14 protein-coding genes and 1 pseudogene are annotated in these 16,390 nt (G+C 44.4%); 12 read left to right on the top strand and 3 right to left on the bottom strand.

What is annotated here, in order from left to right; all coding sequences use genetic code 11:
- Nucleotides 1–108: 108 nt before the first annotated feature.
- The 4 genes and pseudogenes from AC58CZ_RS02940 (at nt 109) to AC58CZ_RS02925 (ending at nt 3,714) form a co-directional block, all read left to right on the top strand.
- Nucleotides 109–1,027, top strand: a pseudogene (locus AC58CZ_RS02940) (glutaminase).
- Between the two features lie 483 nt (nt 1,028–1,510).
- Entirely contained in the window at nt 1,511–2,086 is a 576-nt protein-coding gene (locus tag AC58CZ_RS02935; protein ID WP_093068076.1) for a TerD family protein, read from the top strand.
- Nucleotides 2,087–2,295: 209 nt separating this feature from the next.
- The gene (locus AC58CZ_RS02930; RefSeq protein ID WP_093068073.1) at nt 2,296–3,048 is read left to right on the top strand and encodes a TIGR00266 family protein; all 753 of its coding nucleotides are present in this window, start codon (nt 2,296–2,298) and stop codon (nt 3,046–3,048) included.
- 57 nt (nt 3,049–3,105) lie between these two features.
- Nucleotides 3,106–3,714, top strand: coding sequence for a TerD family protein (locus AC58CZ_RS02925; RefSeq protein WP_058024749.1), 609 nt, complete (start codon nt 3,106–3,108; stop codon nt 3,712–3,714).
- A 152-nt stretch (nt 3,715–3,866) separates the two neighbouring features.
- On the opposite strand, the gene AC58CZ_RS02920 is transcribed toward AC58CZ_RS02925, so the two are convergent.
- Nucleotides 3,867–5,114 (bottom strand): TerD family protein, encoded by a 1,248-nt coding sequence (locus AC58CZ_RS02920; RefSeq protein ID WP_186475511.1) that lies wholly within the window; start codon nt 5,112–5,114, stop codon nt 3,867–3,869.
- A gap of 262 nt (nt 5,115–5,376) precedes the next feature.
- Here AC58CZ_RS02920 and AC58CZ_RS02915 point away from each other — a divergent pair, with 262 nt between their 5' ends.
- The 7 genes from AC58CZ_RS02915 (at nt 5,377) to AC58CZ_RS02885 (ending at nt 13,620) form a co-directional block, all read left to right on the top strand.
- Nucleotides 5,377–6,522, top strand: a complete 1,146-nt coding sequence (locus AC58CZ_RS02915) for an ATP-grasp domain-containing protein (RefSeq protein WP_494223421.1) — start codon at nt 5,377–5,379, stop codon at nt 6,520–6,522.
- Between the two features lie 66 nt (nt 6,523–6,588).
- Nucleotides 6,589–7,812 carry a trypsin-like peptidase domain-containing protein gene (locus AC58CZ_RS02910; protein WP_494223422.1) on the top strand — a complete coding sequence of 408 codons (1,224 nt, stop codon included), beginning with the start codon at nt 6,589–6,591 and terminating at the stop codon, nt 7,810–7,812.
- 60 nt (nt 7,813–7,872) lie between these two features.
- Complete coding sequence (locus tag AC58CZ_RS02905) at nt 7,873–8,961, top strand: NYN domain-containing protein (protein ID WP_071001916.1); 1,089 nt, start codon at nt 7,873–7,875, stop codon at nt 8,959–8,961.
- 48 nt (nt 8,962–9,009) lie between these two features.
- Nucleotides 9,010–10,338, top strand: coding sequence for a phosphoribosyltransferase domain-containing protein (locus tag AC58CZ_RS02900; protein ID WP_339605574.1), 1,329 nt, complete (start codon nt 9,010–9,012; stop codon nt 10,336–10,338).
- Nucleotides 10,339–10,368: 30 nt separating this feature from the next.
- Nucleotides 10,369–11,187: an HAD hydrolase family protein gene (locus AC58CZ_RS02895; protein ID WP_339605573.1), complete on the top strand. Its 819-nt coding sequence runs from the start codon at nt 10,369–10,371 to the stop codon at nt 11,185–11,187.
- Between the two features lie 102 nt (nt 11,188–11,289).
- On the top strand, nt 11,290–12,471 hold the full coding sequence (locus AC58CZ_RS02890) for a cysteine protease StiP domain-containing protein (protein WP_240366182.1): 1,182 nt from the start codon (nt 11,290–11,292) through the stop codon (nt 12,469–12,471).
- A 69-nt stretch (nt 12,472–12,540) separates the two neighbouring features.
- Nucleotides 12,541–13,620 carry an HpcH/HpaI aldolase/citrate lyase family protein gene (locus tag AC58CZ_RS02885; protein WP_494223423.1) on the top strand — a complete coding sequence of 360 codons (1,080 nt, stop codon included), beginning with the start codon at nt 12,541–12,543 and terminating at the stop codon, nt 13,618–13,620.
- A gap of 239 nt (nt 13,621–13,859) precedes the next feature.
- Here the strand turns inward: AC58CZ_RS02885 and AC58CZ_RS02880 are convergent, their stop codons facing one another.
- A complete protein-coding gene (locus tag AC58CZ_RS02880; protein WP_494223424.1) occupies nt 13,860–14,672 on the bottom strand; it encodes an alpha/beta fold hydrolase in 813 nt (270 codons plus the stop codon).
- Between the two features lie 372 nt (nt 14,673–15,044).
- Between AC58CZ_RS02880 and AC58CZ_RS02875 the strand changes: the two genes are divergently transcribed.
- Complete coding sequence (locus tag AC58CZ_RS02875) at nt 15,045–15,842, top strand: enoyl-CoA hydratase-related protein (RefSeq protein ID WP_494223425.1); 798 nt, start codon at nt 15,045–15,047, stop codon at nt 15,840–15,842.
- Between the two features lie 92 nt (nt 15,843–15,934).
- Here AC58CZ_RS02875 and AC58CZ_RS02870 read toward each other — a convergent pair whose 3' ends face one another.
- Nucleotides 15,935–16,378, bottom strand: a complete 444-nt coding sequence (locus AC58CZ_RS02870; protein WP_494223426.1) for a PACE efflux transporter — start codon at nt 16,376–16,378, stop codon at nt 15,935–15,937.
- Nucleotides 16,379–16,390 lie beyond the last annotated feature (12 nt).

The following is a 16,390-nucleotide window of genomic DNA, read 5'->3' as shown; positions in this document are numbered from 1 at the left end:
TACATGCGTATTTTGCTTCACATACAATTTTTTCATCACTACTATACGTTATTCGGTTAGAATCTTCGTCCTTTAATTGCTCACCAAAAATGAGACCCTTCAAGCACTATGCAACAGATTCTTGATGATATTGCCGCACAGATGGCACTTGAAACCGATCGTGGAAAAGTAGCGGACTATATCCCGCAACTGGCCCATGTAGATCCAAACCAGTTTGGTATTGCAGTAGCGACACCTGACGGAAAGATGTATACAGCGGGCAATGCGAGCACTCTGTTTTCGATCCAAAGTATCTCCAAGATATTTACTCTAACCATCGCACTTGGCAAATTGGGCGATGGGCTTTGGACACACGTTGGTCGTGAACCCTCAGGTGATCCTTTCAACTCAATCGTCATGCTAGAACATGAAACTGGTCGACCACGCAATCCATTCATCAATGCTGGTGCCATTGCGGTGGTCGATGCGATCATGATGGGTACGAACCTAGAGAAATATTGGCTGAGATTCTACAGTTTGTGCACTTTATTACGGACGATGAGTCCATCCGTTTTGACCACAAAGTGGCAGCGTCTGAGATGGCGCACAAAGACCGCAACGCCTCGCTTGCGTACTTTATGAAATCCTTTGGTCGTCTCAAGCACGATGTAGATAAGGTGTTGGGGTTTATTTTCATCAATGCTCGATTGAGATGAATTGCCAGCAATTAGCCAGCGCTGGTCTATATTTGGTCTCTAACGGAGTTGATAAGCACTCAGGGGTACGTGTAATTAACGAGCACCGCGCAAGAAGGATTAACTCGCTAATGATGATGTGCGGTCATTACGATGGGTCTGGTGAGTTTTCCTATCGCGTCGGTTTGCCTGGTAAAAGTGGGGTTGGTGGCGGTATTTTGACCATAGCTCCCGGCAAAGGCTCTATCGCTGTCTGGTCGCCAGGGCTGGATCATATCGGAAACTCCAAGCTTGGGTTGAAAGCATTAGAGCTGTTTGTACAAGAAACAGGCTGGTCGGTTTTTGCCGAATAAAACCTTTATCTAAATACTTTTATTAATGGATTATTCAGTACAATATTACGTTTAAATTTTATTGAGTTGTCAAGCTTATAGCGGGTCGTACCAACATATCTGGTACGACCCGCTTTTTTTGGTTATGTCTTTGCAACCTAGGGTAGGTTTCTCTTCATTCTATGGCTTAATCCAAAGGAAACAGTCATTAAATAATTTACCTTTGCATAACAATACGTTAACCACTATTGCTAAGATGATTAAAAAGTATCAAAAATGCAGGGTTATTATGTCGCTTAGTAAGCATATAGTAAGCATATAGTAAGCGCACAAAATACGCCTTGCTTAGTGAGCAAACGCTTAGTATAGTAAAACGTAATGATATGCAGAACGTGGTATACAGCTAGGTTCTTTACCAGTTGCCCTTTCATATCAGTCACTGCACAACTTTTAATTTATTTTTTCGACCCAATCCACTTAATTATTAATCCAAAGGGTATTTGTATGGCTATTAGCTTAACAAAAGGCGGCAACGTAAACTTATCAAAAGAAGCACCAGGTTTAACCAACATCACAGTTGGTTTAGGCTGGGATCCACGCGCAACTGACGGTCAAGAGTTTGATTTGGACGCTATTGCCTTCTTAATCAACGAAGCAGGCAAAGTCCGTAACGATCAAGATTTTATCTTTTTCAATAACTTAAAGTCAGACAATGGCGCCGTTGAGCACACTGGTGATAACCGTACTGGCGAAGGCGATGGCGATGACGAAAAAATCAAAATAAATCTTGCTAGCATCCCAGCTGACGTGAGCAAAGTTGCCATTTGTGCGATTATCTATGAAGGCCAAGCACGTAACCAAAACTTCGGTCAAGTTGGCGATGCTTATATCCGTGTTGTAAATGATAATGGTCAATCTGAAATCGCCCGTTACGACCTATCAGAAGATGGCAGCACTGAAACGGCTATGATCTTTGGTGAGCTATATCGTCATAACGGTGACTGGAAATTCCGTGCCGTCGGTCAAGGTTTCAGCGGTGGTCTTGGACCATTAGCAGCGTCTTACGGCGTAAACGTGTAACGTTAAATTGACGTAAATATCTAGCGAGCCAAGCGTTGCTATCAGTTTTCTGATAGCAACGCCTATGAGCCATCAAGTGTGCCCTTTTAACGCATTTGATGGCTTTAAATTTAATAGGCTCATCAATATAAAAACGCTAAAACACATAGGTCTATTCCCCCCACATTAAGAGCACCTATTAAAGATATCAGAATAAGGATTTGCACCCCATGGCCGCAACATTCAGTTTAATCGGTACTATTGAGCCTTTTTTGCATTGTAATCTCAAAAAAGGTGATTCAATTTATTGTGAAGCCAATGCAATGGTAATGATGGAGTCTAACCTTGAGCTAAAAGGTAAGCTACAAGGTGGACTGATGCAATCGCTTATGCGCCGCTTTGCCAATGATGAATCGTTATTTCAACAGCAGATTGAAGCAGTCCATGGCGAAGGCGACTGTTTGCTTGCCCCCACACTAGATGGCGATATGCAAATCATCGAGGTGGGATCACAGCAATATACCTTGAGTGATGGTGCTTTTGTCGCGGCGCAAACTGGCGTTGATATCAGAGCCAATATTCAGCGTAATCTGGGCGGTGCGGTATTCGGTGATACTGGTGGCTTTATGGTCATGCAGACGCAAGGAAAAGGTCAGGTTGTGGTATCTGGTTTTGGCTCATTGTTTGAGATTGAGGTCACCCCAGACAAAGATGTCATTATTGATAATGGTCATGTGGTTTGCTGGGATTCAAATCTCGATTATAAACTGTCCGTCTCGACCAGCAAGAAAAAAGGCATCATGAGCAATATCATCAATTCCGTCACCAGTGGCGAGGGTATGGTTCTGAACTTTTCAGGAAGCGGTAAAGTCATTATTTGCTCGCGCAATCGTGACAGCTATCAAGGTTGGCTGCAGAGTGTCTTAGGAACGAGCTCAGGTGGACGCGGCGGCGGCGGTGGTTTTTTAGATAATATCTTATAGCGTTTTTTAGAACTATGTTTAAGCAGTTTTACTCACAATTATTATAAGGATACTCACATGGCAGTTAGTCTACAAAAAGGACAGAAGATCTCCCTAAGCAAAGAAGCAGGCGGCGAGCTGACTCAAGTCAAATTGGGTCTAGGCTGGGATGTTGCTCAAAATCCACAAGACAAAAAAGGTGGCTTTTTAGGTAAATTATTCGGCGGTGGTAGCGGCGGCGATTCTATCGATTTGGATGCTTCGTGCATTATGTTTGACGCAAACAAACAAGCGGTCGATGCTATCTGGTTCAGTCAGCTTAAATCAAAAGATGGCAGTATCGTCCATACAGGCGACAACCGTACTGGCGACGGTGATGGTGATGATGAAGTCATCAACGTTGATCTCTCAAGAGTCCCAGCCAACGTGACTTCACTAGTGTTTACGGTCAATAGCTTTACGGGTCAGACATTTGAGACCGTCGAAAACGCGTTTTGCCGTATTGTTAATGCCAATAACAACAGCGAAGTAGCTCGCTACAACTTATCAGCGCAAGGTGGACATACTGCTATGGTGATGGCAAAAGTTTATCGGCATAACAATGAATGGAAAATGCACGCTATTGGCGAGACTGCGTCTGGTCGCACCTTCCATGATTTAATGCCTGCAATTACGCCGCACGCATAACTGAGTTGAGCCTTTAATTGGATAACGACTTATCTGATTCATTGACTTAGTGTGTAAAAAGCCAGCCCGTCTATCAATAGATTGGCTGGCTTTTTTTAATCAGTCGCTTTTGTGCTCATGGGCTTTCTATTCTATTAGTATGGTTCAAACCATTACTTGCGCCCACGCTTCCAGCTAAATCCCCAGTTAAAGGCTTTGTCCATCTCCTGATGCCCTTTAAAATACTGATTAATACGCTCGACATTGATACTGCCTTGCTGATTGACCAAACGCGCGATGGCACACATCGGCAAGTTACTAGCCCCTTCTGTTAAACGGGTCTCAATCGGTGACTGATCGGGTACATGAATGGTCACGACGCCATCGGTTTTTTCCCAGTTTGGCGCGCCCTCATAAATAAAGGCAAAGATAAATACCTCCTCAATCTGTGACCACTGCTTACCATTGATATCAAGCCACTCACCGCCACTCACCTGCCCCGTTCTATCATCGGCTCGCAGGCATACATAAGGCGCTGATTGCAGGCTACCAAAGCGATTACCCAGTGCTTGAATCAGGGTTTTTTCGCCGTTTTTTAGATGAATCATCGCGCCAACATCTAGATCGATACCGCTTGATTGATGCTGTTTGAACAGATCACCCAATAGGCCTTTCTTGGGTGCTGACTTATTACCATCTGAACGTTGGTTCCAGTCTAAGTTCACTGAGATTTTGCCAAAATCATCGCGCTTTTTCAGATTGATGCTGGACTGATTTTTGGTTAAAGTGATTTTGTTTAGGTTGACCGACGGGGTCGCAGGAATCGGTGGCGGAGTACTCGCTTGAGAGGTATTGTCTGCTTTTTGCGTATTAATCGGCTGAGCCTGATTTTGCGTTGTATTTTGGGGTGCTGGCGCATCATCAGCAATCTCAACGCCAAAGTGCTCCGACAACGGTTTCAAGCCGCCATTAAATCCTTGCGCGATAAAGCGAAACTTCCAGTTGCCTTGTCTGCGATAACACTCCGCCAAAATAATGGCTTTTTCATTACGCCCAGCACTGCTCAGCTGACAAGTCATCAATACCTGACTGCCTTGTAGTACCTGAATATCGACATCGCCGACTTGTGCCAATGTCTGCGCGCTAGAGAATGCCAAAGCGATTTTTTCAATACTCGCAGGCTGCGCAAGCAGATTGATATCAAAAAATCCGTCACTGTCATGACCGCGAAAACTAACATTGCCATCATCGCTACGTTTCTGACCATAAAATATCATGTCACCATCGCCGCGTACTTTGCCATCAGTCGTCAGACGATAAGCGGCGCAATCAATGGCGTTTTGGCTTAAGATGCGAACACTAATATTATCAGTTGGTAATGGTGCATTGGCACCTGCGATCAGTTGCTGAGGTTGTTTCATCATACGTCCTTTAGATTCTTTATTATGTTGTCGTTGTTGTCATTGGCATGCTCACTATCGTCATATAGTAGCATGAATATTATGAACATTTTAAACCGAGCAATTGCGCTACTAGCTACAAGATCACTCTTACAAATCCTTTTGCCTATTTCATCAGGAGCATTTATAACCTGTGCCATTTGTATATAATATATGCTGCCAAAAGATCCTTATATCGGCCCATTCATCTGCCCCTATATATAACAGTAACGCTGAGAGAACTATGAATAACCTTGCTAACGATAGCGTCCACTCCACATCAATAGCTGCTTGGTTAGCTGAGGGTCAATCCAGCCAGCGCGATATGTTAGAGAGTTTGCAGAACTTAAAAAGCAAATCGAACAACCCCTTTAATATTATTGCCTCACACCGTCATAACCGACCTGAGATTTTTGAATTTGCTGATAGGGTCTATCGCGAACCATATCCAGAAAAAGCAGCCATAGAGGATGAGGCGCAAGAGATAACTGAGCCTGTTATACCTCGCTGGCAATTTGTCTTGGAACATACCAAAGAGCACAACGTTAAAGTATTATTAACGGGGCGCAATGGGGTCGATTATGAAGCGCATCGTGAGGCGTTTGATGCCGCTGGTATTCGTTTGCTTACAGGCGCAACCAGCGTAGCAGCACTAGAGTCGATCGAAGATAAATTTGCCTTTATGCAGCAATGCCATCATCATAATATTCCTGTCGCTGATGCTTGGCGCTTTGATAATGTGACAGAGCTGGAAGCATTACTTGCCGAACACGGTCATCAGCCCCTATGTGTCAAACCAGTTGTTGGTATTTTTGCTCAAGGATTTTGGCGCTTGGACTCAGGTAAAGAACCTGATGAACACTACGATAGTTTTGAGCATTTGTACTTTACCGAAGAGAAAAAAATCAATACCGCGCAGTTTATGCACGCTTATAAAAACAGTCTAATGGTACGTGAGCGCCCTATTCCTATGCTGCTTATGCCTTATCTATCAGGGCAGGAATACTCTATTGATGTGGTTTGTGAATATGGTGAGGTCTTGGCCGCCGTCACGCGCTATAAAACCGGCAAAATCCAGCATATCGGCTATGAGCAATCCGTCATGGATGTGGTGATTCCATTGATTAAAGCCTTTGGCTGTGACGGTATCGTCAGTGTGCAGACCAAAGCTGATGATGACGGTCAGCACCGTGTGCTTGAGATCAATAGTCGCCCCTCTGGTGGTATTGGTTACACAACGCATAGCGATGTGGATTTGACACAGGTCGGATTTGGCTATTGGCTTGGTCTAACTGATAAGCCAACACTGGCTGATATCATGCAACAAATAACACCCTGTCAAGTACGCTCCATTATGGTAGGCGTAAAAATTGAAGATACTGCTGAATAAGTAAAAATAAGCAGGCAACATAAAGAACGACTGACAACCGAGTATATATCCAATAAAAGGTAGACGATGACAGCACAGACCACACTCGTGTTAGGCGCTAATGCTGTTATCGCAGACGTGCGCTGCTCGGTCGCATTTTCTAGCACTTCTCCGCTTAAGTTTGGACAGCAGCTTGGGCTACTTTGGTTGCCATTAGATGCCAATCGTCAGGCTGTTTGTAGCCCTGCTTATTTACATGAGCCCAAAGACTGGGCAACGATAGATGATGCCAATAACCCAAGCAAATGGCAGCTTAATCTACCCAAATTGTTTGAGCAACAAGGTGTGCATTTTTTACAGCTGATTGCTTATGCTTACGATGAGCCTAGCCTGAACTTGCCTGCGGTTGAGCTAAGCAATGTTTGCCTGACACTGAATGATGGCGCACTTCGCTACGACTTTACAGCGCGCGAACGCCACGTCAAAGCTGCGATTATACTAGAGATATATCAGCGGAATGGACAGTTTAAATGTCGGGCGCTTGGCGAAGCTTCGACCCAAGGTTTGACGAGTCTTGAGCAGCGAGTACAAGTCAGTCTTGATGTTCGTCCACCCAACACACATGCACGTATCCAAGCAGCACAGCAACAGCAAGCCTGCCCTCACAATGAAATGCGTCCGCCTCTTCACGTGCAGGCAGGTGAGACATGGACAGGGACGGCGTTTGCCATTGATCCGCACCACTTGCTCACCTGCTATCATGTGATTGAGTCCGCTCAAATGATTGGCATACGCCAGCAAGGTCAGCCTGATCGCGAGGCACAAGTCGTGCTCAGTGATATCGGTAGCGACTCCGCTATTATCAGAGTCAGTGACCCCCTGCCCAGCCATATACCATTGGCACAGCAATGCAGTGACATATTGGGTGAGACCATTACTACATTAGGATTTCCATTATCAGGGCTAAGCAGTCAACTACAAGTCACACAAGGCTGTATCTCAGGGCTAACGGGCTTAAACGATGATATTCGTTATCTTCAGTTTACCGCACCCATTCAGCCTGACTCTAGTGGTAGTCCTTTACTACTACCAACCGGTGAGGTCATCGGCATGGTGACTGCCAGTCTCGTTCATGAACACGCCCAAAACATGAACTACGCGGTGAAATTTCAGTTATTATCTGCCTTAATTGCGAGCGCTTGTATCAGTTTGGAGAGTAAGGCTGATTTGACAAGTGCCACGCCTCTGACCACACCGCAACTGAGCAAGCAAAGTCGCAGTGCATTATGGCTGGTTGGCTGTCAGGGTTAACGACATACTACAATGATAAGATCAAAAGAAAAACGGTATTAATCAAGGACTGTTATATCAATGAAACTCAACAACATAGCCGTTCTTATCGATGCCGATAATGCTTCAGCTAATAACATTAATTATATTTTACGTAAGATAGAGAGTATCGGTAATGTTACTTGCAAAAAAGTCTATGGTGACTGGGGCAATGTACATATTCAAGGTTGGCAAGAAGCACTCTTAAAACACGCTATCGACCCAATACAACATTTCGCCTATGCTAAAGGTAAAAATACGACTGATATTGGTCTAGTTATTGAAGCTATGGACTTATTACATAGTGGTCATTATGACGGTTTTTGCTTAGTATCTAGTGATAGTGACTTCACTGCTTTGGCGTTACGCATACGAAAAAATGGTATCAAAGTCTTTGGTTTCGGTAAAAAGCAGACCGTTAAAGCATTCACACAAGCCTGTGACAGTTTTTACTACGTGGAGGATCTAGTACCTTTACCAAAAGCACTGCCCATTAGCGAGCACAAAGACACGCCTAGCTTTGATACTAAGACAAAACCATTGCTGCCTGTCGCCGAATCCAAAACATCACCCGAAAAATGGACAACCAAAGCACTTCAAAAGCAGACACATCTTATTAGCATATTAAACAAGCTGATAAAAGAAGACCCAAATTCTGCCAAAGGCTGGTCAAATTTATCTTATCTTGCCAGCCAGATTAAACAACACCATACAAATATCAAGTTAGATAGATATGGCTATGCAAAGTTTTCAGAATTAATTATAGCAATGGCGTTATATGACATCCGTACTGTGAACAAAGTCATTTCTATTAAACTAAAAAATGGTACATTGCCAATGTCCAGTGTAGCACCAAACGGCAATGTCACGTCAACATGGAATGAGAGTCGCCTAAAATGTGATACAAAATTATTAAATAGTCTGCGTGCTTCCATTATCGATCACCCGAAAGCCGACCACGAGCGCTGGGTGAATTTCGGTTTGATTGGCAACGCCATAAAAACACACTACCCAAATTTCGATCCTAAAAATTACGGTTATGCCAGACTCTCTAGCATGATTAGAAATATCGGAATATTTGAAACCAAAACGGTAAACTCTACGCTCTATGTACGTCATAAAGCTAAGTAAACACTAGCAACAAACAAAATCTGATAATACATAGGACAACAAGAAATAATGAATGATACAAATCAAGATATAACTTCTAACAAAACCTATAAACGCAGCATCACCCTACCTCGCGGCACCCTTGATCTGACCTATCAGACCAACTCAATGGCTAACAAAAATAGCCTGAAACAAAACGACAGTTATCAATTAGAAGATCTGCTTGGTTTTGCTCAGCGTATTAATCCAAAACGGGCGTTTTTGTTTGTCTCCAAAGTATTGGGCCGTCATATCCCCGTGGCACCCAGAACGATGCGAAATGCGTTTACTGACTTGGCCAATTTAGTTCCTAGCGATTTGCCCAAGCCAATTTTAGTTATTGGTATGGCAGAGACCGCTGTTGGTCTATCCGCTGGCGTGCATCAAGCGCTACAAACACGTTATCCAAATGCGTTATTGCTAAACTCTACGCGTCACACACAGCATAGTGACAATAACTCCGAAGCGTTATTAACAACGTTTAATGAAGATCACAGTCATGCCAGCCAGCATTTAATTTATCAAAGTACAGATAGCGTCACGCAAGAGCAGCTGCTTACCAGCAAAACGCTGATTATGGTCGATGATGAAGCTTCAACAGGCAACACTTGTGTCAATGTCGTCACGGCTTTACGTGCTGCAGGGCTCACTCAGCTAGAGCAAGTACATCTAACGACTTTGGTTGATTGGTCATTGGATCAAGAAAATACAAACCAGCAGACAGATGATATTATGCCTGCGCGTATGGCAGATCGCTTAACTGGTATTGAGTTTCATCGCCATCACTTACTGTCTGGCGCATGGCAATGGACAGACGCGCCCAACCCAGAGCCTATCACCATGCCATCGGTTGATACCACTGCCGCTGGTAGTCAAGCGCTTGGATTTACAGGTAACTGGGGACGTTTTCCCACATTAAATAGCACAGATGGCTTTAATAACTATCTTTCGAGCTTTCAGGCTGCATTTGCAAGCTTCCATAGTCAAGACAGCTTTGATGTCACTCAATTGCCAAAAAAAATATTGGTGTTGGGTAGCAATGAGTTTGTTTGGTTGCCGTTTTTGTTGGCGGAATGGCTTGAGACAACATCTCAAAACCTCAAAGCTGACACAAATGCTATCGTGAAATTTAGTGCATTAACCCGCTCACCAATTGCGCTTGGCGGCGCCATTACTACGATGCTGAGCTTTCATGATAATTATGGGCTTGGCATGACCAACTTTGCTTATAATGTTGACCCTGACGAGTGGGACTTGATTGTATTATGTGTAGAAACACCAACGGATAGCGTGGATGCGATGTGGAAAGGTTTGGATAATGTGGTGGTGGTAAGTCCGACAATTCAAACCATTCTTTAACTTTCATACTTACTGTTTATGGACGACGTCATGACTATCCCATTTTTCAAGCCCAGCGCCGATATTATCAAACCCTATGCCTTAATGGATTTGGACGATACACTTTTTCAAACCCAGCGCAAGATTGATGCTTGGCAAGTCCCGACTGCAGAGCCAGAACACTTAATTTGTGCGACAGTCAATAAGCAAAACGAGCCCCTAAGCTTTATGAGTCAGCGCCAAGCGACTTTTTTTAATTGGCTACTCAATAGCACTGAATTAATCGTAGTAACAGCACGTGACCGCAGTGAGATCGAACGCGTGAAACTGCCATTCGACAGTTGGCAAGTATTGACCCATGGTGCCATTATTTTAACGGCTGATGGGCAGTTACTAAGCGCGTGGCAGCAACATATGCATAGCAAGCTTGCACCGTTGCAAGATAAGTTAAACCAACTAAGCGAGCTGTTTGCTAGTCATAGCAAAAATGAGCAGAGTCATTTGGTATTTACGCCGCATGTCGATAGCTTTAACAATGGGTCTGTAAATGAAGAATTAACGATTTATCTAGCGATCAAACACGCGCAAAAAGACCATCAAGCATTAGTTGAACTGGCCAAAAAACTGTCCACGTTAATACGCGATTTTGAGCAAGATTTTTATGTGCATGTGAATGCCAATAATCTAGCGATATTACCGCACGCGGTACACAAGCGCCATGCTGTACAGTTTTTATTAGACAATCATTTAGACCATCAGCGTCCCAGTTTTGGCTTTGGTGATAGCTTAGCAGACTTGCCTTTTTTGCAGCTGCTTGACTGGTACGGTATGCCAAGCCGCGGTCAGATGCATGAGCAGTATCAGCCTTAGCCATCTGTCTAATTATTTGGGCTAGAACATCAGCCCAGAAAATCAGCCAAAAAGCAGACACAGAACCTCTCTTTTATCATCACGAGTGCTATTATTCATACTATGACTTTACCTAACATACAGACCAACAGAGCCAATCTAAACAATTACGGCTCAGGTAGCTACCTTGCCAGCGATGTGACCGTCCTGCTCGATATCGTCGATAAAGACGCTGTTGCTGATGTGCCCGTCAGTCAAAAAGAGGCACTCATTCAAAGTGGGCAACGTCACTACTCTGATATGTTGACCTTGGAGCAAGCGCCTACCGCGATGCATGAAGAGCTATACCAACAGGCACTAGCGCAAGGTGGTAAGAGAGCCGCAACTGATATCGCACGCTTAGCGCATACCCTACATCATGTCTTTTGTCATGATGTCAGTGACGAGCATCCGCTAGTCTTGATTAGCTTGGTACGGGCAGGTCTACCGATTGGTGTGCTATTGCAGCGTGCGTTATCTGACACAGATAGCAGCTATCATTTGCCAAGTATACATTATGGCATCAGTATCATTCGTGATCGCGGGCTAGATCCTGTGGCGCTGCAAATGCTGCTTGACGCTTACCCAAACAGTCCGATTGTATTTGTCGATGGCTGGACAGGTAAAGGCGCGATTTATAAGGAGCTTGCTCGTAGCTTAGAGACATTTAGCGATCCCATTCACACCAGCTTTGCCAATATTTTTCATCAAGGTGCTGATGTCATTCCACTACTGACCCTTGCCGATCCGGCGGGCGTTGCTTGGCTCGCCGCGAGCGCGGAAGATTGGTTAATTCCATCGGGTTTGTTAAATAGTACCGTATCAGGACTGATTTCACGCAGCTTATACACCGAGCCGTCATCTGGTCTACACCGCAGTGTCTTTTATGAGGATTTGATAGACGCAGATCATAGTTTGGCATTTATCGATCATGTTGATGCAGCCAGACGCTCATTGACTATGCTGCCAGAGCATTTGCCAACCTATCAGCAGCCGCGCTACCAGACGGCAGCATTAATAGATGCGCTCGCCACGGACTATGACATTACCAATCGCAACCGTATTAAGCCGACTATCGCCGAGGCGACGCGCGCGATACTACGCCGCGATCCAGAGCGTATATTGCTCGCGACCGCGGCGCATCCCGATACCGCACTACTGCGTCATTTATGTGCGCAGCGAGGCATCACTATTGAGGTATTAGGTGATAAAATACACCCTTATCAAGCCATCACCCTTATCAAGCAACGAGCCAAAGACAGTTAATGCTTTTGGCTTGAGCACCACTAGCGCGATTGAACGCTTGCCCTTTACACTCTATTTATGATGCCAATTATGTCAGATATAACAAACAACGAGTCAGCGACTTACCTTGACACTCAGTCCTATGATACCCTGTCTTATGCGCATCTGATTACTGAGCGTCATGCGATGGTCAGACCGCACACGCACCATCCCTACCAACTAGGGGCGAGCCTCTATATGCCTGCCACTCGCCAAGACATCTGGCAAGTGATTAAGCGTGACAAACTACCAACGATCAATAGTATTATTATCTGTTTAGAAGATGCCGTCAGTCATGAGGATGTGGAGTTGGCGCTTGAGCGTTTGCGCACGCTGCTGGGTACGTGGGCTGAGCATGTCAATAGCATCAATGATCCATCGCGAGCTGCTGCTATTCATACTCAGCATCCAACACGTCCACTGGTTTTTATACGTCCGCGTAGTCCGATGATGCTACAGCAATTAGCTGACTATGCTCATATTGATCTTATCGATGGTTTTGTCATGCCAAAGGTCGATATGTATAGCTTATCCAATTGGCGCATGGCCTGTCAGAACCTCAATGCTGACCATCTGCTGATGCCGACGCTCGAAACGGCTGCATTATTCAATCCGCATCATAATCAAGAGCTGGCGATTGCTTTTAAAGAAGCCTTTAGTCAGCCAGTATTTGCGCTACGTATCGGGGGTAACGACTTATTTGCCGCATTGCGCCTGCGTCGTCCGAAGAACAGCATTGTCTATGACACGCCTATCGGCACCCTTGCCTATCAGCTGCTTGGCTGCTTTGTACCGCATGGTTTTTATCTCACCGCACCTGTATTTGAGTATTTAGATCAGCCAACCCTCTTTATGCAGGAGCTAAATCATGATGTCAGTTTGGGGCTGGTCGGTAAAACGGTCATTCATCCAAGCCAAATTGCACTCGTGCAGCAAGCCTACTGCGTGCCATTAAGTAAATTGGATGAAGCACAGGCAATCCTGCACTCTGAGGCCAAGGCCGTATTTAAGTACAACAATACCATGCTAGAACCTGCAACCCACCGGGCATGGGCAACCGAAATCGTCAATCGTGCAGAAGCATTTGGCACTATCGATGATGGCCACAGCCAATACAGCTCACGGATGTAATCGTTAACTATGTGATACTTCAATACGATGCAAAAAGCCGCTACCTTTTATTAATAGCGGCTTTTTTTGTACATCTTTATATAGTTGATCCAATTTAAGAGCGGTACAAGGCAACCGAGTGCAGATGTATATGTCATACTTCAAGCGAGGTTAACGCTGTAACGCTTTTATAGTGGATTGACTATAGACTACTGCTAAAACAGTCTGACTTTATGCGAATTTGCCTCAGCAGCTTAGCATTACACACAGCTTGTCAAAAACTGGCTGAGCACTTGGTTCACTTGATCAGGCTCTTCCACTGTCGACGTATGGCCAGCGCCTTTAATAATAGCAAGCTTCGACCCAGCGATAGCAAAATGCATACGCTCAGACTTTTTATAAGGCGTCGCTGCATCCTCATCACCGACCACAATCAATGTCGGTATCGTGATATCACCCAGTTGCTCATAAGTGCCAGTGCGATCGATGACACCCATTGTTGCCTTGACGACACCGCCCTTACGATTGCTTTGCAGCATCGTGAGCCACTGTTTGCGATCAGATTTGCGCAGCTTATCGGCTAAAAAGGTACTGCCAAACATAATCGGCATGACTTTATTGCTCACGCGCTTCATCCCAAGCCATCGAATGGCTTTGACCAGTTTGCGGTACTCAGGAATATTTTTTGGATCTTCAGGGTCGGCTGACGTCTCAAGCAACGTGAGTGATAACAGCAAATCCGGTCGCTTAAGCGCAATACGTTGAGCGACAAACCCGCCCATGGATAACCCAACAAAGTGACATTTAGCAATAGCGAGTGCGTCAAGTAACCCTAGCGTATCTTCGGTCAAGGTCTCCATATCGTAGCCAGAATTGGTAATCTGTGACTGACCCTGCCCGCGAAAGTCAAACGCAATGCAGCGATAATCGGTTTGAAAATACTCTACTTGCTTGTCATACATCTGCGAGCTCCACAGCAGACCATGGGCAAACACGATAACGGGTTTTTGCGTGTCATTGGGCGCGCTGTCTTCATAATAGATATCGACATCGTTGACTTTTATCGTTGGCATAATCACTTCCTTGTTTGGTGAAAACTTTGATTAATCAGTTGGGCTGCGCATGACCTAACGCGCTACCTGCATAGTAGCATAATCTATTAATAAGTCAGGAACTCACCTTTTTATGAACCATGCGTATTATCTGTATCTTATTCATACACTCTTTTTGTTCATACAGACATGGCAGTTTATACGAGCAGCTCAAAGAGCTAACCGCCATATAGATGTGTCTTAGGCGCCCACAAAACCTGCTTTTATAATGCACGCAAGCTGCTATAGTAATCAGCATTGCGTTATTTATTACCATCAATTTGTCCCGCTGTCTTTTATACGGGTACCAAAAATCGCTGCTTAACACAGTCATTGAAAATAAGGAAATCTCAAATGTCACAGTCTATCGTTGATTATCAAGTGAATAATCACATTGCCACCATTACGTTTAACGATCCAAAAAGCTTAAATGCGTTTGGCACGCCACTAAAAAACAACGTGTTAATAGCGCTAGATAAAGCAGCGGCTGATGATCAAGTACGAGTCATTATCTTGCAAGGCGCTGGTGGTAATTTTTCAAGTGGCGGTGATATCAAAGAGATGTTATCTGAAGGATTGGACAAGGACGTTATCTCAACCAAGTTGAGAGGTATGGTAGAAGGCGCAGGCGAAGTCAGCTTAAAATTACGTAATGTCCATAAACCAATCATTGCCAAATTAGAAGGTGCCGTGGCAGGGGCTGGCATGAACTTAGCGCTTACCTGTGATTTTCGTATCGCAGCGGATAATGCAAAGTTTGTCCAAGCCTTTGTCAATATTGGTTTAGTGCCAGATGCAGGCGGTATTTATTTATTGAATCAATTGGTTGGTACAGCAAAAGCCACTGAGCTTGTGATGCTGGGTGATAAAATAAAAGCGGAAGATATGGCACGCTTAAATCTGGTCAATCAAGTGGTTAGTGTGGAAGAGCTAGACGCCACCGTTCAAGCATTGGCTCTAAGATTGAGCCAGCTGCCAGGTAAAGCCCTAGCCTCTATGAAACATATGTTCAATATGCACGCGTTTATGGGTTTGAACGAGGCATTAGATATGGAAGTGGAGCAGCAGACCATGATGGCAAAAACCGATGACTTTATCGAAGGCGTCAGCGCCTTTATTGAAAAGCGCAAACCAGTTTATCAAGGTAAATAGCTAATCGATGATTTAGTAATATTGTCAAAAAGGCTGCTAATTAGTAGCCTTTTTTTATGCCATACCATTGTCACTACTTGATGGCATAATTGTTATGATACAGACGCTGAATCATGTTGATAAGGTAATGAGAATATCTTGTCAAAAATCAAAGTAAAGGTAAAAGTATAGATTAAGAAGAATAGCAGCAGCGCCACTTCCATCATAAAAGCTTTTACCAAACCAACATCATACCAAACCATATATAGCGGTAAGCAAATCAAAACCAAACCGACTTCAAATATAAAGGCATGAACACTACGAATAAGCAGCGTGCGCTCTGCTATTTGCCTGCGCTCCTCCCAAGTCTCAAAAGCGGTGTTGTATACAAAGTTCCAAATGATGGCTGCTAGAGAGACCATCATCGCAACGGGCAATGATTCTGACGCATCGCTATTGCTCAGCTTCATTAATACAAAGGTAGACAAGATGATTGCGACAATCTCGAAAACAGCCACATAGACAATGCGGCGTTTGAGTGGGGATAAAGTAATCAACCAAAACTCCAA

The sequence above is a fragment of the Psychrobacter sp. CR212 genome (genome assembly GCF_059693765.1).
Note: the sequence above shows the minus strand (reverse complement) of the source record. Positions and strands in the feature narration are given on the sequence as shown.

Excerpts from the sequence above, each read along its gene's own strand:
- AC58CZ_RS02935 (WP_093068076.1), top strand. The coding sequence starts at position 1,511 with ATGGCTATTAGCTTAACAAAAGGCGGCAACGTAAACTTATCAAAAGAA.
- AC58CZ_RS02930 (WP_093068073.1), top strand. The coding sequence starts at position 2,296 with ATGGCCGCAACATTCAGTTTAATCGGTACTATTGAGCCTTTTTTGCAT.
- AC58CZ_RS02925 (WP_058024749.1), top strand. The coding sequence starts at position 3,106 with ATGGCAGTTAGTCTACAAAAAGGACAGAAGATCTCCCTAAGCAAAGAA.
- AC58CZ_RS02920 (WP_186475511.1), bottom strand. The coding sequence starts at position 5,114 with ATGAAACAACCTCAGCAACTGATCGCAGGTGCCAATGCACCATTACCA.
- AC58CZ_RS02915 (WP_494223421.1), top strand. The coding sequence starts at position 5,377 with ATGAATAACCTTGCTAACGATAGCGTCCACTCCACATCAATAGCTGCT.
- AC58CZ_RS02910 (WP_494223422.1), top strand. The coding sequence starts at position 6,589 with ATGACAGCACAGACCACACTCGTGTTAGGCGCTAATGCTGTTATCGCA.
- AC58CZ_RS02905 (WP_071001916.1), top strand. The coding sequence starts at position 7,873 with ATGAAACTCAACAACATAGCCGTTCTTATCGATGCCGATAATGCTTCA.
- AC58CZ_RS02900 (WP_339605574.1), top strand. The coding sequence starts at position 9,010 with ATGAATGATACAAATCAAGATATAACTTCTAACAAAACCTATAAACGC.
- AC58CZ_RS02895 (WP_339605573.1), top strand. The coding sequence starts at position 10,369 with ATGACTATCCCATTTTTCAAGCCCAGCGCCGATATTATCAAACCCTAT.
- AC58CZ_RS02890 (WP_240366182.1), top strand. The coding sequence starts at position 11,290 with ATGACTTTACCTAACATACAGACCAACAGAGCCAATCTAAACAATTAC.
- AC58CZ_RS02885 (WP_494223423.1), top strand. The coding sequence starts at position 12,541 with ATGTCAGATATAACAAACAACGAGTCAGCGACTTACCTTGACACTCAG.
- AC58CZ_RS02880 (WP_494223424.1), bottom strand. The coding sequence starts at position 14,672 with ATGCCAACGATAAAAGTCAACGATGTCGATATCTATTATGAAGACAGC.
- AC58CZ_RS02875 (WP_494223425.1), top strand. The coding sequence starts at position 15,045 with ATGTCACAGTCTATCGTTGATTATCAAGTGAATAATCACATTGCCACC.